Here is a 26861-nt window from a genome sequence, read left to right as displayed (position 1 = left end):
TTTGCGGCAGGATTGGCCCGAGCTGAAGCCCGGCATCGAGCCGCGACGCGGTTTTCCGGCGGCGGGGCGGGTTGGTCGGGGCGGCCGCGGCGGGAGTGAGGTTAAAATGCGGCGATGCGAACCCACACCAGCCGTCGCTTCGCCATCGTCCCCGCTGCCGGCAGCGGCAGCCGGATGAAGAGCGAGCAGCCCAAACAGTATCTTTCCCTCCTTGGCGAGCCCCTCATCCGCCACACCCTGCGCGTGCTGTGCACCTCGCCGGTGATCGACCGGGTGTACGTGGTGCTCTCGGTGGGCGATCAGGAGTGGGACCGTCACGACTGGCGGCCGTTCGGCGATCGTCTGGTGCCGCTGTTCTGCGGCGGCGTGTCCCGGGCCGAGAGCGTGCTCAACGGCCTGCGGGCGATTGCCGAGCATGCGGCCGAATCCGACTGGGTGCTGGTGCACGACGCGGCGCGGCCGTGCCTCGCGCCGTGGCACATCGAAACCCTGGTGCAGACGCTCGCCCACGACGAGGTGGGCGGCATTCTGGCGGTGCCGGTGGCCGACACCCTGAAGCGCGAGGACAGCACCCACCGCATCGCCGACACCGTGGCGCGGGATGGCCTGTGGCAGGCCCAGACGCCCCAGATGTTCCGCTACGTGATGCTCAAGCGCGCCCTCGAGAGCGCGCGCCACGTCACCGACGAGGCCAGCGCCATCGAGGCCATGGGCCTGCGTCCGCGGCTGGTGCGGGGCGATCCGACCAATCTGAAAGTCACCTATCCCCTCGACCTGCACCTGGCCGAGTGGATTCTTCAACACCGCGAAGGCACAGAATGAACGTTCCGTTCCGCATCGGGCAGGGCTTCGACGTCCACGCCCTGGTCCCCGGCCGCCCGCTGATCGTTGGCGGCGTGACGATTCCTTACGCCCGCGGCCTGCTCGGGCATTCCGACGCCGACGTGCTGCTCCACACCATCACCGACGCCATCCTGGGCGCCGCCGGGCTGGGCGACATCGGCCGGCACTTTCCCGACACCGATCCGCGCTTCGAGGGTGCCGACTCCCGCGTGCTGCTGCGCGAGGCCGCTGCAGCTGCCCGCGCCGCCGGCTGGCAGACGGTGAACGTCGACGCCACCGTGATCGCCCGGGCGCCGAAGATCCTGCCCCATGTGCCGGCGATGATCGCCAACATCGCCGCCGACCTGGGCGTTGCGCCGGCGGCGATCAACGTGAAGGGCAAGACCACCGAGAAGCTCGGTTTCACCGGCCGTGGCGAGGGCATCGCTGCCCAGGCGGTGGCGCTGCTCGCCCGGGTGGATGGCTGAAGCCACCCGCCGGCTCTTCCTGGCCCTGTGGCCGGGGGAGGCAGTGGCGGAGCGGCTCTTCGCTGTTTCTGCCGATGCCTGGCGGGTGTGCGGCGGGCGGCGGATGCGCCGCGAGACGCTCCACCTGACCCTGGCCTTTCTCGGTGAGGTGGCCGAGGGCCGTCTGCCCGAACTGCGCGCGGCGCTGGCCCCGGTGCGGGGCGAGGCTTTCCGGCTGACCATCGACCGCCTGGGTTACTGGCCCCACAACCGCATCGTGTGGGGCGGCTGCCCGGCGACCCCGCCTGCGCTGGCCCGGCTGGTGGCCGACCTGCGGGCGGTGCTGGCGGCCGCGGGTTTCCTGCCCGGCACTGGGGCGGCCGGGCTCGTGCCCCCGTTCGTTCCCCATCTCACCCTTTTGCGCAAGGCGGCGCCTGCCGCGGCGCTGCCCGACTGTCCGCCCATCGACTGGCCGGTGACCGAGTGGGTGCTGGTGGCTTCCGCGCTGTCGTCGGCCGGGCCGGCCTACACGCGGCTGGGCGTGTGGCCGCTGGAATAAAAAAGAGCCGGCGGGTGCCGGCTCAAGTCCTTCAAGATCGCTCTTCAGTGCGGGGTTCGACGCCGGGTGAGGCCGGCCAGGGCAAGGCCGGTCAGCACCAGGGCCGGAATGGCGGGTTCGGGGACGGTCGTGGCGGCCACGTTGAGGGCCACGATGTCGTTGGCGCACAGCATCGTCCACTGGATGCTGAAGGCTTCGGACGGGTTCATGCCGTGCCAGTGGCTGCCAAAGGCATCCACCGGAATCTCCACTTCGTAGAACCAATGGTTGCCACCCAGGATGCCCATGTTGGTGAAGGCATTCGAGATCGCGACGCTGGCATTGCCCACGTCGGTGCCGCTGGCCACCTTGGTCACGTAGGGCGAGGATTCCGGCGCAAACACGCCGGGCGAACTCCACAGGCCGGTGGACCAGTCGGCGTTGGCGGTGGCGACCACGTCGCCGCGCAGCAGGGTGGCGCTGCGGTTGGCGGTGAGGATGCCGAAATCCCAGCTGCCGTTCTTGCCGAAGTCGATGGCGATGTCGCCACGGCCGTAGCTGTTGGCGGTGGTGGCGGTGCTGGGGTCGTGGCCGGTGACGATGCCCACGTCGAGGTAGGTCTTGCCGTCGGCCTTGGTCTGCCAGGTGACGTAGAGGGCTTCGGCGTCGTAGGCCTGACCGCCCCAGCCGGGGCTGAGGAAACCGTTCATGGCGTTGCTCTGATCTTCGACGGTGTAGACGACGCCGCTCTTGGGCGTCCAGCCGGCCGTGGTGCCGTTGTTTGCGATGCCCCAGTCGGTGAAGTTGCCGTCGATCGTCACGCTGGCCGCAGAGGCGCCGAGCGGGGCGAGGAGGGCGACGGTGGCGGCGAGGCCGGTAAGGAGTTCTTTTCTCATGATGCGCACCAAACTTGATGGGGTGCGCCGAGAATAGGTCTCCGGCCGGCCGCGGCCTGCGGCACTAACTCACGGATTACAGGTGGGTTTGAGGCAAAGAACAGGCGGATGAGACGGGTATCACATCCGCCTGAAAGCGCGGTGTTTCCCTCGGGCGGGAAAAGGATGTCCGGGGCGTTTCAGGCCGCCGGAGCCCGAGGGGCACGCGGGGAGGTCAGACGAGGATGCAGTTTCCGAGGTGGCCCCGGAGGGCGGGTTCGGTGGTCTTGGTGTAGTCCTTTTCGAGGCGGTCGGTGACCATCTGGGCGGTCGGGCCGTCGAGGTTGGCGTTGAGCATGCCCATGAAAGACGGCGGCGCGACGAGGATCGCGCGGGCGAACTCGTTGCGGCTGCGGCCGAGGTAAAGCTCCTTGGCCAGAGCCTGGGCGAACTGCTTGGCGGCGTTGAGCTTGGGTGGGGTCTGCTGCTCGCGGGCGCCATGACCGCTGCCGCTGGCCTGCATCTGGCCGGCGCGGTCGGAGGACAGCTCGGAATTCTTCATGCGGCTCTCGGGATGGACGAGTTCCTTGACGAGCTTGAGCCCCTGCTTGGGGCCGAAGTTCGCGTACAGACGGGCGAGGCTTGCGTTGGCAACCAGAATCCAGGTAATGGCCATGAATCACGCTCCAGTTTTGTCGGAAATGCCACAACGGCCTAATCACTTTAGACAGCCCCCGGCCAACTAGCAAAGTTTTGTTTCGGCGATGCTATCGGGGTGGTGCGGGCGGCGTTTCGCGCTGCGCTGGGTCCTGGCGGAAATAGCGGGAGAGCTGCCCGTAGACGGCCGGATACTGCTGGCGCAGCAGCCCCGGGGTCTCGAAGAAGGCCTCGCTCATCACCGCAAAGAACTCCGACGGGTGGTCGGCGCCATAGGGGTCGAGGGCGGTGTCTTCGCCGTCGTCCACCCGCTGGCAGAAGTCGTCGTAGGCGGGCCGGAAGGCCGCCGCCCAGGCTTCGGGGCTCATGTCGGCGGGCAGGGCGGGGAAGCCGTCCACCTCGCCGTTGCCCATGTCGAGCTTGTGGGCGAACTCGTGGATCACCACGTTGATGCCGTCGAGGGCCTCGTCGTCGTCGAACCACGACAGGATCACCGGACCGCCTTCCCAGGCTTCGCCCAGCACCTCGTCGTCGTATTCGTGCACCACCCCGTCTTCGTCGACGAAGCTGCGGGGGATCACGAAGTCGCCCGGGTACACCACGATGCCCACCCAGTCGGCGTAGGCGTCGAGGCCGATGTGCAGCACCGGCAGGCAGGCCTGCAGGGCGATGGAGAGCAGCATGTCGTCGGTGACGACGAGGCCCTCGGCGCCGTGGACTTCCTTGTCGGCGAGGAACTCCAGCGCCATCCGGCGCAGGCTCGGGCGATCCTCCGGCGGCAGGTAGGCGAGGAAGGGCAGGCGGGCTTCGACGCGGCTCCACTGCTCGGGGGGAACCTGCATCCGGTCGGCGGCGCGGCGGCGGCGCCAGTTTCGAAGGGCGGAGAACATCGGGCGGAATCGCTGGTCGAAGGGGCGGGTTGGCGGGATAGGGCGGGTTGCCCGTCACCGCCGATACGATCAAGATCAAACGCTGCAACGGCAGCCTATAGGATAATGTCGGCATGGTCGCCGTTACGCACTCGATTTCCCAGTCCGCATCCTCCACCCTCGCCCTGCTCTGCGAAGGCTTGCTTCCCGACGACGTCCGCCGGGTGGGCGAAGCCCATGAGTGGGTCCAGGGCCTTTATGCCGAGCGCAGCCTTGGCACCCGTGAGCCGGTGTGGCCCCACGCGCTGGGCACCGCCCTCATCGCGGCGTCGCTGCGCCTCGATGCCGACGCGCGGGTCGCCGCCCTGTGCTTCGCCGTGGGCGACGTGCTGCTTCACCCCACCGACGAGATCACCGCCCGCTTCGGGGACGGCGTCGCGCGGCTGGTGGATGGCCTGCGGCGCCTCAACGGGCTGCGCGTCATCACCCGCATGACCACCTCCACCAGCGCCCCCGAGATCCGCGCCCAGAGCGAGGTGCTGCGCAAGATGCTGCTGGCGATGGTCGAGGATATCCGCGTGGTGCTGCTGCGGGTGGCCTCGCGCACGCAAACCCTGCGTTATTTCACCGACCACCCGGGCCCGATCCGCGAGTCCATCGCCCGCGAGAGCCTCGACATCTACGCGCCGCTGGCCAACCGGCTGGGCATCTGGCAGCTCAAGTGGGAGCTGGAGGATCTGTCCTTCCGCTTCCTGGAGCCCGACACCTACAAGCGCATCGCCCGGATGCTCGACGAGCGGCGGGTGGAGCGCGAGCAGTTCATCGTCGATGCGGTGGCGCGCCTCAAGAGCGAGATCGCCGCCATCGGCATCAAGGCCGAGGTGTATGGCCGGCCCAAGCACATCTACAGCATCTACAACAAGATGCGCGCCAAGCGCCTGGATTTCTCGCAGATCTTCGACGTGCGGGCGCTGCGGGTGCTGGTGGATGAGGTGAAGGACTGCTACGCGGTGCTGGGCATCGTGCACCAGATCTGGACGCCGATCCCCAAGGAGTTCGACGACTACATCTCGATGCCCAAGGGCAACAACTACCAGTCGCTGCACACCGCGGTGTATGCCGCCGACGGCCGCGCTCTGGAGGTGCAGATCCGCACCCACGGCATGCACAACCACGCCGAGCTGGGCGTGGCGGCCCACTGGCGCTACAAGGAAGGCAGCGGCAGCGCCGCGAGCAGCGACTACGACGAGAAGATCGCCCTGCTGCGCAGCCTGCTGTCGTGGCGCGACGAGGTGACCGACGCCGCCGACTGGGTGGAGCAGTTCAAGCGCGCCTCGCTGGACGACACCATCTACGTGCTCACGCCCCAGGGCCGCGTGATCGACATGCCCCGCGGCGCCACGCCCATCGACTTCGCCTACCGGGTGCACACCGATCTGGGGCACCGCTGCCGGGGTGCCAAGGTCAATGGCCAGCTGGTCACCCTCAACACGCCCCTGGAGAACGGCCAGACGGTGGAGATCATGTCCACCAAGGAGGGCGGGCCGTCCCGCGACTGGCTCAACCCGCAGCAGGGCTACGTGGCCACGCCGCGCGCCAAGCAGAAGATCAAGCAGTACTTCAGCGCCCTCGAAGAAGAGGAGATGCTGGTGCGCGGGCGCAGCGTGCTGGTGAAGGAAATCCAGCGCGAAGGCCACGGCCAGGCCAACATCGACGAGCTTGCCACCCGGCTGGGCTTCAAGAACGCCGAGGCGCTGTTCATCGCCGCCGGCCGGGGCGAGGTGGGCCCGCGGGCGATCCAGACCGCCCTGCGTGGTGCCGACGCGGACGAATCCGCCCCCGAGGAGCCCGAGGTCGTCATCGGCCAGAGCCACGCGGGCGACGCGGGCGACACCATCCTCATCGTCGGGGTCGGCAAGCTGATGACCTCGCTGGGCCGCTGCTGCAAGCCGGCGCCGCCGGATGCGATACAAGGCTACGTCACCCGCGGCCGGGGTGTATCGATTCACCGGGTCGAGTGCCGCGACTTCCAGTCGCTGGTCAAACGCCATCCCGAGCGGCTGGTGAGCGCGGAGTGGGGCGGCAGCGGGCGCAGCGCGGCGAAGGACGCGGTGTTCCCGGTGGACATCCTAGCCCACGCGATGGACCGCCAGGGGCTGCTGCGCGACATCTCCGAGGTGCTCTCCAAGGAGCGCCTCAACGTGATCGCGGTGAACACCCTCAGCCGCAAGGGCGCGGCGCGGATGCGTTTCACCCTCGAGGTGCAGGGCGTGCAGCAGATCCAGCGGGCCCTCACCCTGATCCGCGAGGTGAAGGGCGTCACCGACGTGGAGCGTGGCTGAGCGATGACCGTCGGCGCCGGCCTGGACCGCCACCACTTTGCATGGCTGTCGATCGCCGCGGCGGTCTCCACCATCGCCCTCAAGGCCTTCGCCTGGTGGATCACCGGCTCGGTCGGGCTGCTCTCGGATGCGCTGGAATCCTTCGTCAATCTGGCCGGGGCCTCGTTCGCCCTGTGGATGATCGTCGTCACCCGGGCGCCGGCCGATCGGGGGCACCCGTTCGGCCACGGCAAGGCCGAATACTTCTCCAGCGGCTTCGAGGGCATCCTGATCCTGGGGGCCGCCGTCGGCATCGTGTGGGCCGGCGCCGAGCGGCTGATTCAGCCCCGGCCCATCGAATCGCCGGGCTGGGGGCTGGCCTGGTCGGCGGTGGCCACGGCCATCAACCTGGCGGTGGCCCGGGTGCTGGGCCGCGCCGGCGAGCGCTTCAACTCCATCGCCCTCAAGGCCGACTCGCGCCACCTCATGACCGATGTGTGGACCTCCGCCGGGGTCATCGCCGGGGTGGCGCTGGTGGCGTGGACGGGCTGGCTCGCCCTCGACCCGCTGATCGCCATCGCGGTGGGCCTCAACATCACCCGCGAGGCCATCCGGCTGGTGGGCGAGTCGGTGGATGGGCTGATGGACCGCAGCCTGGAGCCCGACGCCCTGGCCCGGGCCGAAGCAGTGCTCGACAGCTTCCGGGCCCGCGGCGTGGGCTATCGCAACCTGCGCAGCCGCCGGGCCGGCGTGTCGGCCTTCGTCCAGCTCACGGTGCTGGTGCCCGGCGACTGGACGGTGCGCGAGGGCCACGCGCTGCTGGACGAAATAGAATCCGCCCTGGCCGCGGCCCTGCCCGGCACCGAGGTGACCACCCACCTCGAACCCCTCACCTGAATTTCCACGGTTTTGCTTGCACCATGATCTTCGTGCTGTCCCCCGCCAAGGCGCTCGACTACGCGACGCCGCTCGTCACCGCCCGTCACACCCAGCCCGACTACCTCGACGACGCCGCCGAGCTGATCGACGGCCTGCGCGCGCTCTCCCACGCCCAGGTGGCCGAGCTGATGAGCCTGTCCGATCAACTCGCCGCCCTCAACGTGGCCCGCTACGCCGAGTGGTCGCGCCCGTTCTCGCCCGACAACGCCCGCCCGGCGGTGCTTGCCTTCAACGGCGACGTCTACGACGGCCTCGACGCCCGCACCCTCACCGAAGCCCAGCTCGACTACGCCCAGCGCCACCTGCGCATCCTCTCCGGGCTCTACGGCCTGCTGCGGCCGCTGGATCTGATGCAGGCTTACCGCCTGGAAATGGGCACCCGCTTCAAGAACGGCCGTGGCAAGGATCTGTACGCCTTCTGGGGCATGACCCAGACCGACGCCCTCAACCGGCTGCTGGCCGACGAGGCCGACGCCGGGCGCGAGCCGGTGCTGGTTAACCTGGCTTCCGAGGAATACTTCAAGTCGGTCAAGCCGGCCAAGCTCAAGGGGCGGCTGCTCAACGTGGCGTTTGAAGACTGGAAGGGCGGGCGCTACAAGATCATCAGCTTCTACGCCAAGCGCGCCCGCGGCCTGATGGCCCGCTACGCCATCGCCCACGGCGTCGAGGCGGTCGAGCAGCTCAAGGGTTTCGACAGCGACGGCTACGCCTTTGTGCCCGAGGCCTCCGACCAAGGCCACTGGGTCTTCCGGCGGCGGCTCGACTGAGGAGGGCAGGGCAGATGGCATCTCCCGAGAAGGCGGCCGCGCTGGCCCGCATGAAGTTCCTCGCCACCGGCCTGCTGGTGGCCGTCACGGTGCTGTTCGTCTTCGCCCGCCGCGAAGGCCTGCCCTGGCTGGCGGCCTTCGCCGAGGCGGCGATGATCGGCGCTCTGGCCGACTGGTTTGCGGTGGTGGCGCTGTTCCGCCGGCCGCTTGGCCTGCCGATTCCCCACACCGCCATCCTGCCCCGCAACAAGGCACGGCTGGCCGACAACCTGGCGGTGTTCATCCGCGACAAGTTCCTCGACACCCACTCGCTGGTCAGCCGCCTGCGCGCCGCCAACCCGGCCGAACGCATCGCCGCCTGGCTGCAGGACGAGCGCAACGCCCGCCTGCTGGCCGACCGGCTGGCGGTGGTGGCGGTGCAGTCGCTGGATTTCATGGACGACCGGCGGGTCCGCCGGCTGATCCTCCACGCTCTGCGCCGCCGCGCCGGCGATCTCGACCTGGCCGGCACGGTGGGGCGCATCCTCAACCTGCTCACCGAAGATCGCCGCCACCAGGGCCTGCTTGACGACGGCCTCGCCAAGCTGGCCGACTGGCTGGGCCAGCCCGGCGTGCAGCAGGGCTTCGCCGGCATGATCGTGGACGTGGCCAACAAGGAGTACCCGAAGATCGTCGCCATGCTGGGTCTCGTCGGCATCAACCCCGCCGAGCTGGGCGAGAAGGTGGCTCACGGCATCGTGGGCGGCGTAAACGGCCTGCTCGAAGAGGTGGCCAAGGACCCCAACCACCCGCGCCGCGCAGCCTTCGACGAGGTGATCCAGCGCTACATCGAGCGCCTTCAGCACGACGAGGGCTTCCGCGCCCGCATCGAGCAGGCCAAGCGGGATTTCCTCGCTCACCCCGGCGTCGGCACCTACCTGCAGGGCTTGTGGGACGACCTGCGCGGCTGGCTGGCGCGCGACCTGGGCAAGCCGGAGTCCCGCGTGCGCCGCAAGATCGCCTCGGTGGCCGGCGCCATCGGTGCCAGCCTCGCCACCAACCCGGCCCTGCGGGATTCGGTCAACGAGCACATCGAGCACAGCGTCGAAGCCCTGGCGCCCGAGCTGCGCGAAGGGCTGTCGCGCCACATCGCCGGCACCGTGCGGGCCTGGAACGACGACGACCTGGTGCGCGAGATCGAGCAGAGCGTCGGCCGCGACCTGCAGTTCATCCGGCTCAACGGCACCCTCGTCGGCGGCCTGATCGGTCTCGTGCTGTACGCCGTCACCCACCTCATCGGCTGATTTCCGCCTCGCCATGACCCTCCGCATCAGCAGCAATTTCGACGCCGGCGCCATCGAGGTGCTCGCCATCGACCGCCCCGACGACATCCGCCTGCGCCTGCGGGCCGATCAGGGCGTGGATGGCGATTCGACCTTCCGCCAGTGGTTCCACTTCCGGCTCCACGGCGCGGCCGGGCAGGACGTGCGCCTCATTTTCGAGAACGCCGCCGACGCCGCCTATCCCGACGGCTGGCCCGGCTACCGCTGCGTCGCCTCCTACGACCGCCGCCACTGGTTCCGCATCGCCGGCACGCGCTTTGAAAACGGCCAGCTCATCGTCGAACACCGGCCCGAGCGCAACAGCATCTACTACGCCTACTTCGAGCCGTACTCCCACGAGCGTCACCTGGATTTGCTGGGGCGGGTCGAGATGTCGCCCTTCGCCTCCGTCACCAATCTGGGCGCCACCGTGGATGGGCGCGATCTCGACCTCGTCACCGTCGGGCGCGCCGGCCCGGGCAAGCGGCCGATCTGGATCGTCGCCCGCCAGCATCCGGGCGAAAGCATGGCCGAGTGGTTCGTCGAAGGCCTGCTCGAGCGCCTGCTCGACGCAGCCGACGCGGTGGCCCGGCGCATCCGCGAGAAGGCCGTGCTGTACGTGGTGCCCAACATGAACCCGGACGGCGCCATCCGCGGCAACCTGCGCACCAACGCCGCCGGCGCCAACCTCAACCGCGAGTGGCGCGACCCCAGCCCCACCCGCAGCCCCGAGGTGCTGCGGGTGCGTCAGGCCATGGAAGCGAGCGGAGTCGAACTCTTCCTCGACATCCACGGCGACGAGGCGCTGCCCTACGTGTTCTTCTCCACCGCCGAAGAGGTGCCGGGCTTCTCCGACGTGCAGCGCGCCCGCCAGGCCCGCTTCGTCGAAGCCTTCCAGGCTGCCAGCCCGGATTTCCAGACCGAACACGGCTATCTGGCCGGGCGCTTCCAGGACGAGCTGCTGACCCTCGCCTCGAAGTGGGTCGCCCACCGCTTCGGCTGCGTGTCGATCACCCTCGAGATGCCCTTCAAGGACAACGCCAACCTGCCCGACGGCGTCACCGGCTGGAACGGCGAGCGCAGCAAGCGCCTTGGCGCCGCCATGCTCAACCCGATCCTCGCCCATCTCGCCGGCTGAGGGCAGCGGGCGCCGGGCCCACGCCGGCTTAAAGCCCCGGGCGCTTGTGTCGATATTGGACAGGTGTTCAACCTGTTCAATTGGAGTCACGAACTTGCCCATCGGAAATCAAGCCCGGCCCGCCCTTGCGCGCCGGCTCCAGGCCGCCTGGCCCTGGATGCTGTTGGGAGGATGGCTGGCCGTGGCGGCCGTCCAGTTGTGGTCGATGCAGCTTGAGGCCGTCCAGCGCGGCGACGCGTGCAGCACCGGGCCGCGCGGCCCGCTGTGGGGCGGAGGTGGATCATGACCCGCCACCCGAACGCGCCGTCCGCCGACGACCTCTCCAGCTTCCGCGCCCGTGCCGACAACCTGCTGGTCGGCGCCCTGGGCCTGCACCTGCTGCTGTGCCTTGGCGTTGCCGCCTACTTCGGCGACTGGAGCGCGGCGCTCGCCGTGGGGCTTCCCGCCTTCCTGGTGCCCCTCGCGATCAGCCGTGGCGCCCCTGGCCGGCTGGTGACGCGGATCGCCGTGGCCTGTTCGGCGATGATCTTCTCCGCGCTCCTGATCCACCAGACCCGCGGCACCATCGAAGCCCACTTCGGCATCTTCGCGCTGCTCGCCTTTCTGGTGCTGTACTGCGACTGGCGTCCGCTGATCGCCGCCGCGGGCCTGATCGCCGTGCACCACCTCGCGTTTGCCTGGCTCCAGGCCACCGGCGCCGGCGTGTTCGTCTTTCCCCAGGTGGACGGGGTGGGGCGGGTGCTGGTGCACGCCGCCTACGTGGTCGTCGAGACCGGCCTGCTGTGCTACATCGCCGGGCTGTTGCGAGGCATGGTCATGGACGGGGTGATGGTGGCCGAATTTGCCCAGCGCGCCTCGGCCGGCCATCTGGACTACGTCTTCGACCGGTCGGCCGTCGAATCCCGCCCGCTGCTGAAGGCAGTGGCCCGGATGCAGGACGAGCTGCGCCGCACGCTCAGCGAGGCCCGCGACACCGCCGACGCCCTCCAGGCGCTCGCCGCACGCCTTACCGAAGCGTCGGTCGGCATCGCCGAGGGCGTGACCGACCAGACCAACTCCACCGGCGCGATGGCCGCCGCTGTGCAGGAGATGACCGCGTCGATCAACCAGATCGCCGACAGCGCCGGTGAAGCCCGGCGGCTGGCCTCCGATTCCAGCCTCGCGGCGGTCGAGGGCAGCCAGGTGGTGAAGGCCGCCGTGGGCGAGATGTCGGGCATCGCCGGCGTGATCGGCACCGCGGTCGAGCGGGTCGAGGCGCTCGGGCGCGAGTCGGAACGGGCATCGGAGGTCGTCACCATCATCAAGGGCATCGCCGACCAGACCAACCTGCTGGCGCTCAACGCGGCCATCGAGGCGGCCCGGGCCGGCGAACTCGGGCGTGGCTTCGCGGTGGTCGCCGACGAAGTGCGCAAGCTGGCCGAACGCACCACCACCGCCACCGACGAGATCGGCCGGATGATGAACGACATGCGGGGCGCCAAGGAGTCGGTGCTGGCCTGCATCGAAAGCGCGGTGAGCCGGGTCAATACCGGGGTGAGCCACGCCGGTCAGGCCGGTGAGTCGATCGACCTCATCACCGGCCGCGCCGATGGTGTGGGCGACATCGTCACCCGCATCTCCGACGCGCTGGTGGAGCAGAGCGTCTCCGCCCAGGAAATCTCCCGCCATGTGGAACTCATCTCGCGGATGGCCGACCGTTCGGCGATGGCGACCCAGTCCATCACCGGCGAGGCCCAGGCCCTCGCGCGGAGCGCCGACGGCCTGCGGACGGCGCTCGATCGGTTCCAGATCTGACACCTTGGCGGGTGTCGGACGCGTGACCGAAAAAAGTCCGAAATTTTTTCGAAATCGTGTCATCCACCGTTCGATTCGGTGCGTTAAGGGAACACAGGCGAGAGATCGCCGGATTTGACAGGAGAAGTCGATGGGCAGTTATTGCAACGAGTCCTACGCAGAGTTTCTGGATTCCCTCAAGGCAGCGGGTGTCGTCATCAGCAACGAAAGCGAAGTGCGTGAGCGTCTGGCCGAATGCCAGCGCTGGCGGACGGCTTTCATGACCCTGGCCGCCAACGGCCGTCAGCTCGGGATCGAGTTTTCGGTGGCGGGCGAGGGTGGCGACCCTGGCGCAGTCCAGCGCGTGATGGCGCAGCATGCCTTCCCGGCCGAAAAGGAAGCCGCCTTCCTGGCCCAGCTGACCAGCCAGCGCTGAACGTACCCGATCTGCCCGGCAGCCTGCCGGGCGTGATCGCAGCACCCGACCGATGCCCCCCTCACCCACGGTGACGGGGGCATCGGTTTTTTGCGTGCCCGCAGGGGCCGTCGCCGTGACGGTGTGCCGCTTTGGCAGTCGAGACGCTTAAAGTTTCCGGTCGCCGCGTCGTCAATACGAGGACGATATTCTCTAAGGACGGCAGCCCTGAACTCCCAGTCTCCGGTTCCCACTCCGGGCATCTCGGCCCTCGACGTGCTTGCGCTGCAGGCGGCGGTGGTTTCCCACCCGCGCCTCGGGCCGGCGGCGACGGCCTTCGCCTCGGAGCTGGCGACCAAGCTCGGTTGCGACCGGGTGGCGATCGGTTTCGTCGAGGACCGCTTCTCCCGCGTGGTCGCGCTTTCCCACGGGGTGCTCGGCGACGGGCGGACCGAAGCCCTGCGCGCCATCGGCGCGGCCATGGACGAGGCGATCGAGCAGGCGGCCACGGTGATCGCGCCGGCGCCGCCCGAGCTGCCGCCGCGGATCGTGCTGGCCCACGAGGCGCTGGTCCGCCAGGAGGGGGGCACCGTGTGCACCCTGCCCATTGTGGTTCAGCACGATCTGGTGGGTGCGGTGTTGCTGCAGTTTCGCCAGGGCGGTGCGCCCGACCCGGCGGTGCTGGTGGAGTGGGAGCACGCGGTGGCGCTGGTGGGCCCGGTGCTGCACTACATGCGCCACGGCGAGCGGCCTTGGCGCAAGCGGCTGCGGGATCGTCTGCGGCGGGGCTGGACGGCGCTCCGGTCGCCGGCCGGCGCGCGGCTGCGGATGGGCCTGGGCGCGCTGCTGGTGGCCTTGGCGGTGCTGTTGCTGGTGCCCTTCGAGTACCGGGTGGGCGGCAATGCGCGGGTGGAGGGGGAGATCCAGCGGGTGATGGTGGCGCCGGTGGATGGCTTCCTCAAGCGCAGCCTGGTGCGGCCGGGCGACGCGGTGAGGGCCGGGCAGGTGCTGGCCGAGCTGGCGGAGCAGGATCTTCAGCTGGAGCGCAACAAGTGGGCGAGCGAGCTTGCCCAGCACGAGAACGCATACGGCGCGGCGATGGCGCGGGCCGACCGGGCCCAGCTGGTCATCAGCCAGGCCAAGGCCGAGGAGGCGCGGGCCCAGCTGGCGCTGGTGGATGAGCAGCTGGGCCGGATCCGCCTCGAGGCGCCCTTCGACGGGGTGGTGATCCGGGGCGATCTGAGCCAGTCTCTGGGCGCGCCGGTGCAGCGGGGCGACGTGCTGCTGACGCTGGCGCCGCGGGACCGCTTCCGGGTGATCGTGGAGGTGGATGAGCGCGACATCGGCCGGGTGAGGGTGGGGCAGACGGGGCGTCTGGCCCTGTCGGCGCTGCCCTGGGACAGCCTGCCGCTGGCGGTGACGCGCATCACGCCGATGGCGAGCGCGGTGGAGGGGCGTAACGTGTTCGAGGTGGAGGCGGCTCTCTCCGCCCGTCCGGACGCGCTGCGGCCGGGGCTGCGCGGGGTGGCGAAGATTGCGGTGGGGCGCGAGCCGCTGGCCTGGGCGTGGACGCATCGGCTGATCGACTGGATGCGGATCGGCCTGTGGTCGTGGCTGGGGCATTGAGATGAGCGGGCCGAGCGCCTTCAGCGGCCAGTGGTACCGGGTGGCGGGCCTGCACCCGAGCCTGCGCCCCCACGTGCGGGTGCGTCGGCAGATCTACCGGAACGAGGTGTGGTACGTGCTGGCCGATCCGGTGAGCGGGCGCTTCCACCGGATGAACGCCGCCGCCTATGCGTTCGTGGGTCGCTGCGACGGAACCCGCAGCGTGGACGCCCTCGCCGAGGCCTTGCTGGCCGACGACCCGGACGGCGCCCTCACCCAAGACGAGATCGTGCAGCTGCTGGTGCAGCTCAACCAGCGCGGGCTGATCCAGTGCGAGGTGACGCCGGACGTGGAGGCGATCTTCCAGCGCCAGCACCAGGAGCTGCGCCAGGAGCGCCGCCTGGGGGTGAATCCGCTGGCCTTCCGGGTGCGCCTGGGCGACCCGAACGATTTCCTGAAGCGCTTCGACCGCTGGCGCTACGCGATCTTCTCGTGGCAGATGTTGCTGCTGTGGCTGTGCGCGATCGGTGCCGGCGGGCTGGTGGCGGGCACCCATTTCGACGAGCTTTCCCAGGCGGCGCGCACCTGGATGGGCTCCCCGCGCTACCTGCTGATGGCGTGGTTGCTGTATCCGCCGATCAAGGCGCTCCACGAGCTGGCCCACGGGCTGGCGGTGCGGCGCTTCGGCGGCGAGGTGCATCAGGCCGGGATCAGCCTGCTGCTGCTCACCCCGGCGCCGTATGTGGATGCGTCGGCCGCCGCGGCCTTCCGCCACGCCGGCCAGCGGGTGATCGTGAGCGGGGCCGGCATCGTCACCGAGCTGGTGCTGGCCAGCGGGGCGCTGATCCTGTGGGCGCTGGTGCAGCCCGGCGCGGTGCGGGATCTGGCCTTGGTGGTGGCCGTGGTGTGCGGGGTGTCGAGCCTGCTGTTCAACGGCAACCCGTTGCTGCGCTTCGACGGCTACTACGTGCTGTGCGATTTGCTCGACCTGCCCAACCTTTACATGCGCAGCCGGGCGTTCTGGCGCCACCTGCTGCTCAACCGGCTGCTCCACGTGTCCGGCGTGCCCTCGCCCGAGCCGGGTCGGGGCGAGCTGCCGTGGCTGATCTGCTACGCGCCGGCGTCGTGGGTCTACCGGGTGGGGCTGTCGATCGCGATCGTCGGCTGGATCGGGAGCTGGTCGATGGTGCTCGGTACGCTGGCCGGGGCCCTGGCGGTGATCGCCCTGATCGGCAAGCCGGTGCTTGGCTTCTGGCGGGGCTTGCTGCGCATGGCCTTGCCGGAGCGGCAGCGGCGTCGCGCGCTGCGGATCGCCGGTGTGCTTTCGGTGGCGGTGGTGGCGCTGGTGGGCGTGGTGCCGGTGCCGTTCTCCACCCTCGCCCAGGGGGTGGTGTGGATTCCCGAGCAGGCCCAGCTGCGCGCCGGCACCGACGGTTTCATCGTGGCCATGGAGAGCCGGCACGGCGACCGGGTGGAGGCCGGGCAGGTGGTGATGCGGATGGGGGACAGCCGCTTGGTTGCCGACGAGGCCCGGCTGCGCAGCCAGCTCGAGGGCCTCGGCGCCGACCTGTTCCTGGCCATGCAGCGCGACCCGGTGAAGGCACGGGACGTGGAGGCGGAGATCGGGCGGGTGACGGCCCAGCTCGGGCGGGTCGAGGAGCTGCAGGCGGCGCTGGTGCTCAAGGCCGGGGTGGCCGGTCGATTGGCGATGCCTCGCCCGGCAGACGTGGAGGGTGCCTTCGTGCCCCGCGGGGCCTTGCTGGGTCATGTGTTCACCGGCGAGCCGGCCACGGTGCGGGTGGCGGTGGAGCAGGACGTGGCGGCGCTGGTGCGGGCCGACACCCGCAAGGTGGACGTGCGGCTGGCCGACGCCCTGGGCGACGTGCTGCCGGCGCGGCTGCTGCGGGCGGTGCCGGCCGCTACCGAGAAGCTGCCCAGCCCCGCTCTGGGCGAGTTTGCCGGCGGCCGCTTTGCGGTGGACCCGGCCGACAAGGATCACCAGCGCACCCCGTCGCCGGTGTTCGTGTTCGATCTGGCGGTGGATGGCCTGATCCCGGAGCGGGCCGGCGGACGGGTGTGGGTGCGCTTCGACCACGGCTGGGCGCCGCTGGCGGTGCAGTGGGCGCGCCAGCTCAAGCAGCTCTTCCTCAGCAACTTCAATCCGGCCACGTGATGCCCCTCGATCTGCGCGTGCCGCTGCCCGGGCTGGTGTGGGGCGCTTATCCGGAACGCCGGGAGCCGCCCCGCTCGAGCTGGCCGTGGCAGCGCGCGCCGTATCGCCGGCAGCTGGCGGCGGTGCGGGCCGCGCTGGGCGCCTGGCGGGGGCTCGACGAGGCGGCCTTCGGCGCCCGCCTGCGCGGCGTGCAGGGCCGGCTCGGGCGCGAGGGGCTGGTGGGCGAGGGCTTGATCGAGGCGCTGGCGGCGGTCGCCGAGGCCGCCCGGCGCAGCCTGGGCCTGGCGGCCTACGACACCCAGCTCCACGCGGCCTTGGCGATGCTCGACCGGCGTCTGGCCGAGATGGCCACCGGCGAGGGTAAGACGCTCTCCGCGGCCCTCGCTGCCGCCGTGGGCGCCCTGGCGGGCATGCCGGTGCACGTGCTGACCGCCAACGATTATCTGGTGGAGCGCGACGCGACGCGGCTCGCGCCGTTCTATGCCCGCCTCGGGCTGCGGGTGGATTTCGTCGTCGGCGGGATGGGCGAGGCCCGGCGGCGGGCGGCCTACGGGGCGTCGGTGTGCTATGTCACCGCGCGGGAGCTGGTCTTCGATTATCTGCGCGACGGGCAGCGGCGCGGCTTTGCCCGGAGCGACCTGCAGCGGCGGGTGGCCGCCATCGGCGGTGCGGAGGGCCTTGAGCCGCTGCTGCGGGGGCTGTGCATGGCGGTGGTGGATGAGGCCGACAGCCTGTTGATCGACGAGGCGATGATGCCGCTGATCCTCTCCCGGCAGGTGCGCGACGGCGGCGCGCGGGCGTTCTTCTGGCAGGCGTGGTCGCTGGCGGGCGAGTTGCTGCCGGGGGTGGATTTTCGGGTGGACGCGCCGGCCATGCAGGTGCACCTGACCGATGCCGGGCGGGCCCGGCTGGCGGCGCGGGCGGCGGCGCTGGGCGGGCGCTGGCGCTCCGCGCGGCTGCGCGACGAGGCGGTGGGGCTGGCCCTGGTGGCCCGCCACGTGTATCGCCGGGATGTGCACTATCTGGTGCGGGACGGTCAGGTGGAGATCGTCGATGAGATCACCGGCCGGGCGGCACCGGGCCGGGTGTGGTCGCGCGGGCTGCACGGGCTGGTGGAGCTGAAGGAGGGCTGCCGCCCGTCGCCTGCCACCGAGACCCTGGCCCAGATCACCTTCCAGCGTTTTTTTCCGCGCTACCACTGGCTGTGCGGGATGAGCGGCACCCTGCGCGAGGCGCGAGGCGAGCTGCGGGAAATCTACGGGCTGGATGTCGTGTGCATTCCGTCACGCCGGCCGTCCTCAAGGAAATCGCTGCCGAGCCGTTTATACAGGGCAAGACACGCTTTGTGGGACGCCGTCGCCCGTCGGATCGTCGAGATCCGCCGGACGGGGCGCCCGGTGCTGGTGGGCACGGCGTCGGTGGCGGATTCGGAGTCGCTGTCGGCGCGGCTCACGGCGGCCGGGGTGGCCCACGCGGTGCTGAACGCCCGGTTCGATGCCGAGGAGGCGGCCATTGTGGCCCGCGCCGGCGAGCCGGGGCAGGTGACGGTGGCCACCAATATGGCCGGTCGGGGAACGGATATTCCGCTCGCGGCCGGTGTGGCGGCGGCAGGAGGGCTTCACGTGATGTGCTGCCAGTTCAACGCGTCGCGCCGGATCGACCGGCAGCTGGAGGGCCGCTGCGCCCGTCAGGGCGACCCGGGCAGCGTGGAAACCTGGATCAGCCTGGACATGGCCCGGGTGGCGGAGGTGCCGCTGCTGGGCCTGCTGGCGCGCCGGCATGGCGTGGCGCCGGATGGCACGGTGCGGCTGCGCCCGCAGTGGTTGCGGCCCTTGCTGAGCGCGCATCAGTGGCGTCGGGCGAGGCAGGAACGACGGGCACGGAGAGGCCTGCTGGAGGCGGATCGGGAGTGGGAGCGGGGCTTGTCGTTCGGCGGCCCGGGGGAATGAGGACAATGATGAGATGGATGCTGGGTTGCGTGTGCTGGGGGCTGGCCGGTCTGGCAGGCCTGGCCGCGGCTGCCGGTCCGCAGGGGGCGGGGGGCGGCGGTGCGGCTTCGGCGCCCGGAACCCTGGGCTGCCTGATCGAGCCCGACAAGGTGGCCGATCTGGGCAGCGCCGTCATCGGCGTGCTGGACAGCCTGCGCGCCGAGCGCGGCGACGCGGTGCGCAAGGGCCAGGTGCTGGCGACGCTGCGCAACGACGTGGAGCGGGCCACCGCGGAGGTGGCGCGCACCCGTGCGACCACCGAGGCCGACCTGCGCAGCGCCGAGGCCAGCCGCGATCTGGCGCGCCAGAAGATGCGCCGGGCCGAGGATCTGGTGGCCAAGAACTACGTGGCCCAGCAGGCGCTGGATCAGGCCCGGGCGGATTTCCAGGTGGCCGAGCAGAAGGTGCTGCAGACCCGCGAGCAGCTGCGGGTGTGGAGCCGCGAGGTGGGCGTGGCAGAGGCCCAGGTGGGCCTGCGGACGATCCGCAGCCCCTTCGATGGGGTGGTGGTGGAGCGCTATCTCTCGCTGGGCGAGCGGGTGGAGGAGAAGCCGATCTTCAAGGTGGCCAAGATCGACCCGCTGCGGATCGAGGTGATCGTGCCGGCGGCCCGCTTCGGCACCATCCGGGTGGGGGAGGTGGCCAGCGTCAAGCCTGAGCTGCCCAACGCCGCGCCGGTGGAGGCCACCGTGGCGCTGGTGGATCGGGTGGTGGACGCGGCCAGCAACACCTACCGCGTCCGGCTGGCGCTGCCCAACCCGGGCAACGCGCTGCCGGCCGGCCTGCGCTGCCGCATCACCTTTGGCGACAGCGTGCCGCAGACGCCGGTGGATGCCGCCGGGGCCCGCCTGGTGGGCGGCATGCGCATGGCGCCCAGCCTGGCGTCGTTCAAGGAAAAGGTGCGTCACTAGCCGCCATGAGCCGCCGTCGCCACCGCCGGGCGCTGATCGAAACCTTCGAGTCGCGCATCCTCTATTCGGCCGATCCGGGGCCGGCGGGGATTGCCGCGGCGGTGCTGGGTGCGTCGCTGCACCCCGGCGACGGCGCCGCGACGGCCGGGCAGGGCGGCGCCGAGCTGGTCTTCGTGGATGCCCGGGTGCCGGACCTGCAGCGCCTGCTGGACGACCTTTCGGCCCAGCAGCAGGCCGGGCGGCCCATCGAGGCGGTGGTGGTGGGCGACGACGAGGACGGCATCGCGGCCATCGGCCAGGCCCTGGCCGGGCGCAGCGACGTGGCCGCGGTGCATGTGATCGGCCACGGCAGCAGCGGCGTTGCCCAGATCGGGGCGAGCGCCCTGGATGAAGCGTCGATCTTCCGGCGGGCCGGCGAGATCGCCGCCTGGGGCGACGCCTTTGCGGCCGACGGCGACCTGCTGCTGTACGGTTGCGACGTGGGCGAGGGCGACGCCGGCCAGTCTCTGGTGACGACCCTGTCCCAGCTCACCGGCGCAGACGTGGCCGCCAGCGACGACCCCACCGGCAGCGCGCTGCTGGGGGGCGACTGGGCGCTGGAAGTGCAGAGCGGCGCGGTGGAGGCGCTGCCGTTTGCGTCGGCCAGCCTGCAGGCGGAGTGGGGCGGCGTGCTGGCCCTGACGGCCCAGGGGTCGGAGACGCTGGTCAATACCACCACCGTCGGCACCCAGACCGACAACTGGTCGGCCAAGACGGTGGCGATGGACGCCAATGGCAACTACGTCGTGATCTGGATGGACGGTTCGGGCGCCACCGACACCGGCATCGGCATCTACGGTCAGCGTTACAACGCCAGCGGCGTGGCCCAGGGCGCCCAGTTCCACGTCAACACCTACACCACCGAGAACCAGCGCAACCCGGCGGTGGCGATGGACGCCAACGGCAACTTCGTGGTGGTGTGGGAGAGCAGCGGTCAGGACGGCAGCAGCTACGGGATCTACGCCCAGCGCTACAACGCGAGCGGGGTGGCCCAGGGCAGCGAGTTCCGGGTCAATTCCACCGTCACCCAGGACCAGCTCGAAGCCTCGGTGGCGATGGACGCCAGCGGTAACTTCGTGGTGGCCTGGCAGAGCTGGAGCCAGGACCTGGCCAACGGCCACGGGATCTACGCCCAGCGCTACAACGCGAGCGGGGTGGCCCAGGGCGGCGAGTTCCTGGTCAACACCTACACCACCGACAGCCAGACCGAGCCCAGCGTGGCCATGGACGCGTCGGGCAACTTCGTGATCGCCTGGCAGAGCTTCGGGCAGGACGGCAGCAACGAGGGCATCTACGCCAAGCGCTACAACAGCAGCGGGGTGGTTCAGGGGGCGGAGTTCCACGTGAGCACCTACACCGCCAACAACCAGGATCTGCCGGTGGTGGCGATGGACAGCACCGGCAACTTCGTGGTGGTGTGGGAGAGCGCCCAGGACGGCAGCGGCAACGGCATCTACGGCCAGCGCTACAACGCCAGCGGCGTGGCCCAGGGCGGCGAGTTCCAGATCAACACCACCACCGCCAACCAGCAGCAGAACCCGGTGGCGACGATGCTGGCCGGCGGCGGCTTCGTGGTGGTGTGGCAGAGCACCGCCCAGGACGGCAGCTTCGACGGCGTGTACATGCGCCAGTACAACGCGTCGGGCACGGCGCTCACCGGCGAGACGCTGGTGAACACCACCACCACCGACTACCAGGACGTGCCGAGCATCGCCGCCGACGAGAAGGGGCACCTGGTGGCGGTGTGGCACGGCAACGGTCCGGGCGACACCGACGGCATCTTCATGCAGCGCTACCAGTACGCGGCGCCGCCGGTGCTGACCCGGACCGGCTACAGCGGCACCTACGTGGAGAACGCGGGGGTGATCTACGACGCCGGCGCCACGCTGACCGATTCCGATACAGCTGTGCTCACGGGCGGCCAGCTTGTGTATCAGATCACCGCCAACGGCACGGCCAGCGACGAGCTGGGCATCCGCAACCAGGGCACGGGCGCCGGGCAGATCGGGCTCTCCGGCACCAACGTGACCTACGGCGGCACCACCATCGGCACCTACAGCGGCAGCTTCGGCAACGGCAGCACGCCGCTCACCGTCACCTTCAATGGCAACGCCAGCGTGGCGGCGGTGCAGGCGCTGGTGCGCAACGTCACCTTCCGCAACACCAGCGAGAACCCCAGCACCGCCACCCGCAGCATCAGCCTCACCGTGTCGGACGGCACCGGCATGACCAGCACGCCGGCCGTCGTCTCGATGGCCGTGACGGCGGTGAACGACGCCCCGACGATCACCAGCGCCGCCAGCGCCAGCGTGGCCGAGAACACCACCGCGGTGCTCACCGTCACCTCGTCCGACGTGGACGGCGGCACGCCGGTGTACTCGATCAGCGGCGGGGTGGATGCGGCCAAGTTCTCCATCAACGGCAGCACCGGCGCGCTCCGCTTCGTGTCGGCACCCGATTACGAGACGCCCACCGATTCGGGCGCCAACAACGTCTACGACGTGACGGTGCAGGTGAGCGACGGCGCCGGCGGCACAGCCAATCAGGCGATCGCGGTGACGGTGACCGACGTGTCCGGCGCGCTCATCGTCACCACTACCGCCGACACCAACGACACCGGCCTTGGCAGCAGCTTCACCGCCGAGCAGCTCAACGCCAGCAAGGGCACCGACGGCAAGATCTCGCTGCGCGAGGCGATCATCGCCGCCAACACCACCGCCGGCACCGACACCATCAGCTTCAACATCACCGAAGCGCTGGTGAGCGGCACCCATACCATCAAGCCCACCACGGCGCTGCCCACCCTCACCGGCGCGGTGGTCATCGACGGCACCACCGAGCCCGACTACGTGGTCGGCCGGCCGGTGATCGAGATTGACGGCAGCCTCACCGGCACCGGGGTGAATGGCCTGGTGCTGGGCTCGGGTTCGGGCGGGTCCACCCTCCGCGGCCTGGCGATCAACAGCTTCAACGCGGGCGACGGCTACGGCGTGTACATCGCGTCCGGCTCCGACGGGAACGTCATCGAAGGCAACATCATCGGCCTGGACGCCGACGGCACCACCGCGGTCGCCATCACCAACAACTTCGGCGTCTACGTGCTCTCGTCCGGCAACACCATCGGCGGCACCACCGCCGCGGCGCGCAACGTGCTGTCGAACAACGCCAACGCCGGCGTCGTGCTGTATGGCTCGAACAACGTCGTCGTCGGCAACTACCTGGGCACCGACGCCAGCGGCACGCTCGTGCGGGCAAACGGCCACGACGGCGTCGACGTCTACGGCGGCGCCAACAACCGGGTGGGCGGCACCACGGCCGGCGAGCGCAACATCATCTCGGGCAACGTGCGCAACGGGATCGAGGTCTCCACCGGCCAGACGGGGACGCTCATCCAGGGCAACTACATCGGCACCGACGTCACCGGCACCCTGTCCCTGGGCAACAGCTACGGCGGGGTCTGGATCGGCTCATCCACCACCGGCGTCACCGTGGGCGGCACGACGGCCGGCGCCGGCAACGTCATCGTCAACAACCCCACCGGCGGCTTCTACACCGACAACTCCACCGTCAGCGTCGCGCTGCTGGGCAACACCTTCTACAACAACACCGGCCTGGCGATCGACCTGAACTTCGACGGCGTCACCGCCAACGACGCCACGGACGCCGACACCGGCCCCAACAGCCTGCAGAACTTCCCGGTCATCTCCACCGCCCGCACCGACGGCAGCGGCCACGTGGCCCTGGTGGGCACCCTGGCGAGCGCCGCCAGCAGCTACTACCGGATCGAGTTCTTCGCCAACGCCGCCCAGGACGGCTCGGGCTACGGCGAAGGCCAGCGCTACCTGGGCTACGTGAATGTGGCCACCAACGGCTCGGGCAACGCCAGCTTCAACACCCTCCTCACCGCCAGCGTGGCGGCGGGCGAGTACGTCACCGCCACCGCCACCAAGAGCAACGCGACCTACAGCAGCTTCACCGACACCTCCGAATTTGGCGCCAACGTGGTGGTGGCCGCCAACCAGCTGCCGGTCGTCGCCACCACCGGCACCACCCTGGCCTACACCGAGAACGCCGCCGCCACCGTGATCGACAGCGGGCTCACGGTGAGCGACGCCGACAGCCCCAACCTCACCGGCGCCACGGTGAGCATCACCAGCGGCTTCGCCGGCGGGCAGGACACCCTCGCCTTCACCGATCAGCTGGGCATCGTCGGCAGCTGGAACGCCACCACCGGCGTGCTCACCCTGAGCGGCAGCGCCACCGTCGCCAACTACCAGACGGCCCTGCGCAGCGTCACCTACATCAACACCGCGGAGACCCCCGGCACCGCCACCCGCACCGTGTCCATCCGGGTCACCGACGGGCTCGGGACGAGCACCGCGGCCACCCGCAGCGTCTCGGTGGCGGCGGTGGACGACGCGCCCAGCTTCAACGCCGCCGACTACACCGCCATCGTCGCGGCGGGGGCCGCCGCCGACCGGGGCTACGCCACGACGATCCAGGGCGACGGCAAGATCCTGGTGGCGGGCTATTCGAGCAACGGCAGCAACCTCGACTTCCTGCTGATGCGCTACAACGTGGATGGCACCCTCGACACAGGCTTCGGCGGCGGCGACGGCATCGTCACCACCGCGGTGGGCAGCGGCGACGAGGAAGCCCGCGCCGTGGCGGTGCAGTCCGACGGCCGGATCCTCGTCGCCGGCTTTACCAGCAACGGCCTGCAGCGCGACTTCGCCCTGGTGCGATACCTGGCCAACGGCAGCCTCGACACCGGCTTTGGCGGCGGCGACGGCATCGTCACCACCGACATCGGCAGCGGCACCGGCGACGAAGCCTGGAGCATGGCGGTGCAGAGCGACGGCAAGATCGTGCTGGGCGGCCTCTCCGGCACCGATCTCGCGGTGGTGCGCTACAACGCCGACGGCAGCCTCGACACCGGCTTCAGTGGCGACGGCAAACTCACCCTCGACATCGCCGGCAGCACCGACAGCGGCTACGGCCTGGCCCTGCAGTCTGACGGCAAGATCGTCCAGAGCGGCAGCGCCTACGTCGGCCCCACCCTGGATTTCGTCGTGGTGCGCTACAACGCCGACGGCAGCGTGGATACCGGCTTCGGCGGCGGCGACGGCATCGTCACCACCGCCATCGGCGCCAGCTACGACATCGCCCAGTCGGTGGCGATCCAGAGCGACGGCAAGGTCGTCGCCGGTGGCTACTACAGCAACGGCACCAACAACGACTTCGCCGCGGTGCGCTACACCGCCGCCGGCGTGCTGGACACCGGCTTCGGCGGCGGCGACGGCATCGCCACCGTGGATTTCGGCGGCTCCGACGCCGCCTGGGGCATCGCGATCCAGTCCGACGGCAAGATCGCGATGACCGGCGGCGCCAACGCCAGCGACATCGCCGTGGCCCGCCTGCTCGCCGACGGCAGCCTGGACACCGGCTTCAGCGGCGACGGCAAGTTCACCGCCCACCCGGCCGACAGCAGCTTCCTCTACGCCACCGCCCTGGCCAGCGACGGGCGCATCGTCGCCGCGGGCTTCGGCACCACCGCCACCGACGACGTGCTGCTCGTCCGCCTCACCGCCGACGGCCAGCTCGACACCCGCGCCAACCCGTCCGCCACCAGCCTGGGCGGCAGCGCCAGCTTCACCGAGGGCGGCAGCGCGGTGACGATCGACTCGAGCGTGTGCATCTTCGACGCCGAACTCAACGCCGCCGACAGCTACGCCGGCGCCACCCTCACCCTCGTCCGCAACGGCGGCGCCAACGCCCAGGATCTGTTCTCTGCCAGCGGCAACCTGGGCACCCTCACCCAGGGCGGCAGCCTGCTGCTCTCGGGGGTGAGCGTCGGCACCGTCACCACCAACTCGTCCGGCACCCTGCTGCTCACCTTCAGCGCCGCAGCCTCCCAGGTGCGGATCAACGAGGTGATGAGTTCCATCGCCTACGCCAACTCGTCCGACGCCCCGCCGGCCAGCGTCACCCTCAACTGGACCTTCAGCGACGGCAACACCGGCGGGCAGGGCAGCGGCGGGGCGAAGACCGCCACCGGCACCAGCACCGTCAACATCACCGGGGTGAACGATGCCCCCTCGATCACCAGCGGCAACACCGCCAGCGTGGCCGAGAACACCACGGCGGTGATGACGGTCACCTCGTCCGACGTGGACGGCGGCTCGCCGGTGTACTTGATCGTCGGCGGCGCGGATGCGGCGAAGTTCTCCATCAACGCCAGCACCGGCGCCCTCGTCTTCGCCGCCGCGCCCAACTACGAGTCGCCCACCGACAGCGGCGCCGACAACGTCTACAACGTCACGGTGCAGGTGAGCGATGGCAGCCTCACCAGCACCCAGGCGATTGCTGTGACGGTGACGCCGGTGAACGACAACACCCCCGCGATCACCAGCAGCGCCACCGCGAACGTCGCCGAGAACACCACGGCCGTCCTCACCGTCACCGCGACGGATGCCGACCTGCCGGCTCAGACCCTCAGCTACAGCATCGTCGGCGGCGCCGACGCGGCCAAGTTCTCCATCAACAGCGCCACCGGCGCCTTGAGCTTCATCGCCGCGCCTAACTACGAAGCCCCCACTGACGCCGGCGCCGACAACGTTTACAACGTCACGGTGCAGGTGAGCGACGGCAGCCTCACCAGCACCCAGGCCATCGCCGTGACGGTGACGCCGGTCAACGACAACACCCCCGCGATCACCAGCGCTGCCACGGCGAACGTCGCCGAGAACACCACGGCCGTCCTCGCCGTCACCGCCAGCGACGCCGACCTCCCGGCGCAAACCCTCAGCTACAGCATCGTCGGCGGTGCCGATGCGGCGAAGTTCTCGATCAACGCCAGCACCGGCGCGCTGAGCTTCATCGCTGCCCCCAACTACGAGTCGCCCACCGACAGCGGCGCCGACAACCTCTACAACGTCACGGTGCAGGTCAGCGACGGCAGCCTCACCAGCACCCAGGCCATCGCCGTGACGGTGACGCCGGTCAACGACAACACTCCCGCGATCACCAGCGCGGCCACGGCGAACGTCGCCGAGAACACCACGGCCGTCCTCACCGTGACGGCCAGCGACGCCGACCTGCCGGCTCAGACCCTCAGCTACAGCATCGTCGGCGGCGCCGACGCGGCGAAGTTCTCGATCAACAGCAGCACCGGCGCCCTGAGCTTTGTCACTGCCCCGGACTACGAAGCCCCCACTGACGCCGGCGCCGACAACGTTTACAACGTCACGGTGCAGGTGAGCG

General features: G+C 70.2%; 18 protein-coding genes. 15 read left to right on the top strand and 3 right to left on the bottom strand.

Annotated elements, in window-relative coordinates:
• The first annotated feature begins 114 nt into the window (after positions 1 to 114).
• Genes ispD through thpR form a run of 3 tightly spaced genes read left to right on the top strand, consistent with a single transcriptional unit; the run spans position 115 to position 1848 of the window.
• Positions 115 to 822 (top strand): 2-C-methyl-D-erythritol 4-phosphate cytidylyltransferase, encoded by a 708-nt coding sequence (gene ispD, locus ACE3N6_RS09650; RefSeq protein ID WP_374245174.1) that lies wholly within the window; start codon positions 115 to 117, stop codon positions 820 to 822.
• Positions 819 to 1310, top strand: coding sequence for a 2-C-methyl-D-erythritol 2,4-cyclodiphosphate synthase (gene ispF / locus ACE3N6_RS09645; protein ID WP_374245172.1), 492 nt, complete (start codon positions 819 to 821; stop codon positions 1308 to 1310). The genes ispD and ispF overlap by 4 nt, the downstream gene beginning before the upstream one ends.
• A complete protein-coding gene (thpR, locus tag ACE3N6_RS09640) occupies positions 1303 to 1848 on the top strand; it encodes an RNA 2',3'-cyclic phosphodiesterase (protein WP_374245170.1) in 546 nt (181 codons plus the stop codon). Before ispF ends, thpR begins: the two co-directional genes overlap by 8 nt.
• Before the next feature lie 44 nt (positions 1849 to 1892).
• Here the strand turns inward: thpR and ACE3N6_RS09635 are convergent, their stop codons facing one another.
• From ACE3N6_RS09635 to ACE3N6_RS09625, 3 genes are all read right to left on the bottom strand, one after another.
• Positions 1893 to 2723 carry a PEP-CTERM sorting domain-containing protein gene (locus tag ACE3N6_RS09635; protein WP_374245167.1) on the bottom strand — a complete coding sequence of 277 codons (831 nt, stop codon included), beginning with the start codon at positions 2721 to 2723 and terminating at the stop codon, positions 1893 to 1895.
• Positions 2724 to 2937: 214 nt separating this feature from the next.
• Entirely contained in the window at positions 2938 to 3378 is a 441-nt protein-coding gene (locus ACE3N6_RS09630) for a host attachment protein (RefSeq protein WP_374245165.1), read from the bottom strand.
• A gap of 91 nt (positions 3379 to 3469) precedes the next feature.
• Positions 3470 to 4249 (bottom strand): zinc-dependent peptidase, encoded by a 780-nt coding sequence (locus tag ACE3N6_RS09625; protein ID WP_374245163.1) that lies wholly within the window; start codon positions 4247 to 4249, stop codon positions 3470 to 3472.
• Between the two features lie 113 nt (positions 4250 to 4362).
• Between ACE3N6_RS09625 and ACE3N6_RS09620 the strand changes: the two genes are divergently transcribed.
• From ACE3N6_RS09620 to ACE3N6_RS09565, 12 genes are all read left to right on the top strand, one after another.
• Positions 4363 to 6570, top strand: coding sequence for a bifunctional (p)ppGpp synthetase/guanosine-3',5'-bis(diphosphate) 3'-pyrophosphohydrolase (locus ACE3N6_RS09620; protein WP_374245161.1), 2208 nt, complete (start codon positions 4363 to 4365; stop codon positions 6568 to 6570).
• Positions 6571 to 6573: 3 nt separating this feature from the next.
• Positions 6574 to 7446, top strand: coding sequence for a cation diffusion facilitator family transporter (locus tag ACE3N6_RS09615; protein ID WP_374245159.1), 873 nt, complete (start codon positions 6574 to 6576; stop codon positions 7444 to 7446).
• A 23-nt stretch (positions 7447 to 7469) separates the two neighbouring features.
• Entirely contained in the window at positions 7470 to 8255 is a 786-nt protein-coding gene (gene yaaA / locus ACE3N6_RS09610; RefSeq protein ID WP_374245157.1) for a peroxide stress protein YaaA, read from the top strand.
• 14 nt (positions 8256 to 8269) lie between these two features.
• A complete protein-coding gene (locus ACE3N6_RS09605) occupies positions 8270 to 9538 on the top strand; it encodes a DUF445 domain-containing protein (RefSeq protein ID WP_374245156.1) in 1269 nt (422 codons plus the stop codon).
• A 13-nt stretch (positions 9539 to 9551) separates the two neighbouring features.
• Entirely contained in the window at positions 9552 to 10694 is a 1143-nt protein-coding gene (locus ACE3N6_RS09600) for a M14-type cytosolic carboxypeptidase (RefSeq protein ID WP_374245154.1), read from the top strand.
• 282 nt (positions 10695 to 10976) lie between these two features.
• Complete coding sequence (locus ACE3N6_RS09595) at positions 10977 to 12488, top strand: methyl-accepting chemotaxis protein (RefSeq protein ID WP_374245153.1); 1512 nt, start codon at positions 10977 to 10979, stop codon at positions 12486 to 12488.
• Positions 12489 to 12618: 130 nt separating this feature from the next.
• Positions 12619 to 12903, top strand: coding sequence for a hypothetical protein (locus ACE3N6_RS09590; RefSeq protein ID WP_374245151.1), 285 nt, complete (start codon positions 12619 to 12621; stop codon positions 12901 to 12903).
• Between the two features lie 255 nt (positions 12904 to 13158).
• Positions 13159 to 14508 carry an HlyD family efflux transporter periplasmic adaptor subunit gene (locus tag ACE3N6_RS09585; protein ID WP_374245149.1) on the top strand — a complete coding sequence of 450 codons (1350 nt, stop codon included), beginning with the start codon at positions 13159 to 13161 and terminating at the stop codon, positions 14506 to 14508.
• Position 14509: 1 nt separating this feature from the next.
• Positions 14510 to 16660 carry a PqqD family peptide modification chaperone gene (locus tag ACE3N6_RS09580; RefSeq protein WP_374245147.1) on the top strand — a complete coding sequence of 717 codons (2151 nt, stop codon included), beginning with the start codon at positions 14510 to 14512 and terminating at the stop codon, positions 16658 to 16660.
• Positions 16660 to 18609 carry a preprotein translocase subunit SecA gene (locus ACE3N6_RS09575; RefSeq protein ID WP_374245145.1) on the top strand — a complete coding sequence of 650 codons (1950 nt, stop codon included), beginning with the start codon at positions 16660 to 16662 and terminating at the stop codon, positions 18607 to 18609. The genes ACE3N6_RS09580 and ACE3N6_RS09575 overlap by 1 nt, the downstream gene beginning before the upstream one ends.
• Positions 18610 to 18614: 5 nt before the next feature.
• Positions 18615 to 19559, top strand: coding sequence for an efflux RND transporter periplasmic adaptor subunit (locus ACE3N6_RS09570; RefSeq protein ID WP_374245143.1), 945 nt, complete (start codon positions 18615 to 18617; stop codon positions 19557 to 19559).
• Positions 19560 to 19564: 5 nt separating this feature from the next.
• The coding region (locus tag ACE3N6_RS09565; RefSeq protein WP_374245141.1) for a DUF4347 domain-containing protein at positions 19565 to 26861 on the top strand (7297 nt) is incomplete at its 3' end.

This window comes from Zoogloea sp. (assembly GCF_041904905.1).
Taxonomy (GTDB): Bacteria; Pseudomonadota; Gammaproteobacteria; order Burkholderiales; family Rhodocyclaceae; genus Zoogloea.
Note: the sequence above shows the minus strand (reverse complement) of the source record. Positions and strands in the feature narration are given on the sequence as shown.

Excerpts from the sequence above, each read along its gene's own strand:
- ispD (WP_374245174.1), top strand. The coding sequence starts at position 115 with ATGCGAACCCACACCAGCCGTCGCTTCGCCATCGTCCCCGCTGCCGGC.
- ispF (WP_374245172.1), top strand. The coding sequence starts at position 819 with ATGAACGTTCCGTTCCGCATCGGGCAGGGCTTCGACGTCCACGCCCTG.
- thpR (WP_374245170.1), top strand. The coding sequence starts at position 1,303 with ATGGCTGAAGCCACCCGCCGGCTCTTCCTGGCCCTGTGGCCGGGGGAG.
- ACE3N6_RS09635 (WP_374245167.1), bottom strand. The coding sequence starts at position 2,723 with ATGAGAAAAGAACTCCTTACCGGCCTCGCCGCCACCGTCGCCCTCCTC.
- ACE3N6_RS09630 (WP_374245165.1), bottom strand. The coding sequence starts at position 3,378 with ATGGCCATTACCTGGATTCTGGTTGCCAACGCAAGCCTCGCCCGTCTG.
- ACE3N6_RS09625 (WP_374245163.1), bottom strand. The coding sequence starts at position 4,249 with ATGTTCTCCGCCCTTCGAAACTGGCGCCGCCGCCGCGCCGCCGACCGG.
- ACE3N6_RS09620 (WP_374245161.1), top strand. The coding sequence starts at position 4,363 with ATGGTCGCCGTTACGCACTCGATTTCCCAGTCCGCATCCTCCACCCTC.
- ACE3N6_RS09615 (WP_374245159.1), top strand. The coding sequence starts at position 6,574 with ATGACCGTCGGCGCCGGCCTGGACCGCCACCACTTTGCATGGCTGTCG.
- yaaA (WP_374245157.1), top strand. The coding sequence starts at position 7,470 with ATGATCTTCGTGCTGTCCCCCGCCAAGGCGCTCGACTACGCGACGCCG.
- ACE3N6_RS09605 (WP_374245156.1), top strand. The coding sequence starts at position 8,270 with ATGGCATCTCCCGAGAAGGCGGCCGCGCTGGCCCGCATGAAGTTCCTC.
- ACE3N6_RS09600 (WP_374245154.1), top strand. The coding sequence starts at position 9,552 with ATGACCCTCCGCATCAGCAGCAATTTCGACGCCGGCGCCATCGAGGTG.
- ACE3N6_RS09595 (WP_374245153.1), top strand. The coding sequence starts at position 10,977 with ATGACCCGCCACCCGAACGCGCCGTCCGCCGACGACCTCTCCAGCTTC.
- ACE3N6_RS09590 (WP_374245151.1), top strand. The coding sequence starts at position 12,619 with ATGGGCAGTTATTGCAACGAGTCCTACGCAGAGTTTCTGGATTCCCTC.
- ACE3N6_RS09580 (WP_374245147.1), top strand. The coding sequence starts at position 14,510 with ATGAGCGGGCCGAGCGCCTTCAGCGGCCAGTGGTACCGGGTGGCGGGC.
- ACE3N6_RS09575 (WP_374245145.1), top strand. The coding sequence starts at position 16,660 with ATGCCCCTCGATCTGCGCGTGCCGCTGCCCGGGCTGGTGTGGGGCGCT.
- ACE3N6_RS09570 (WP_374245143.1), top strand. The coding sequence starts at position 18,615 with ATGATGAGATGGATGCTGGGTTGCGTGTGCTGGGGGCTGGCCGGTCTG.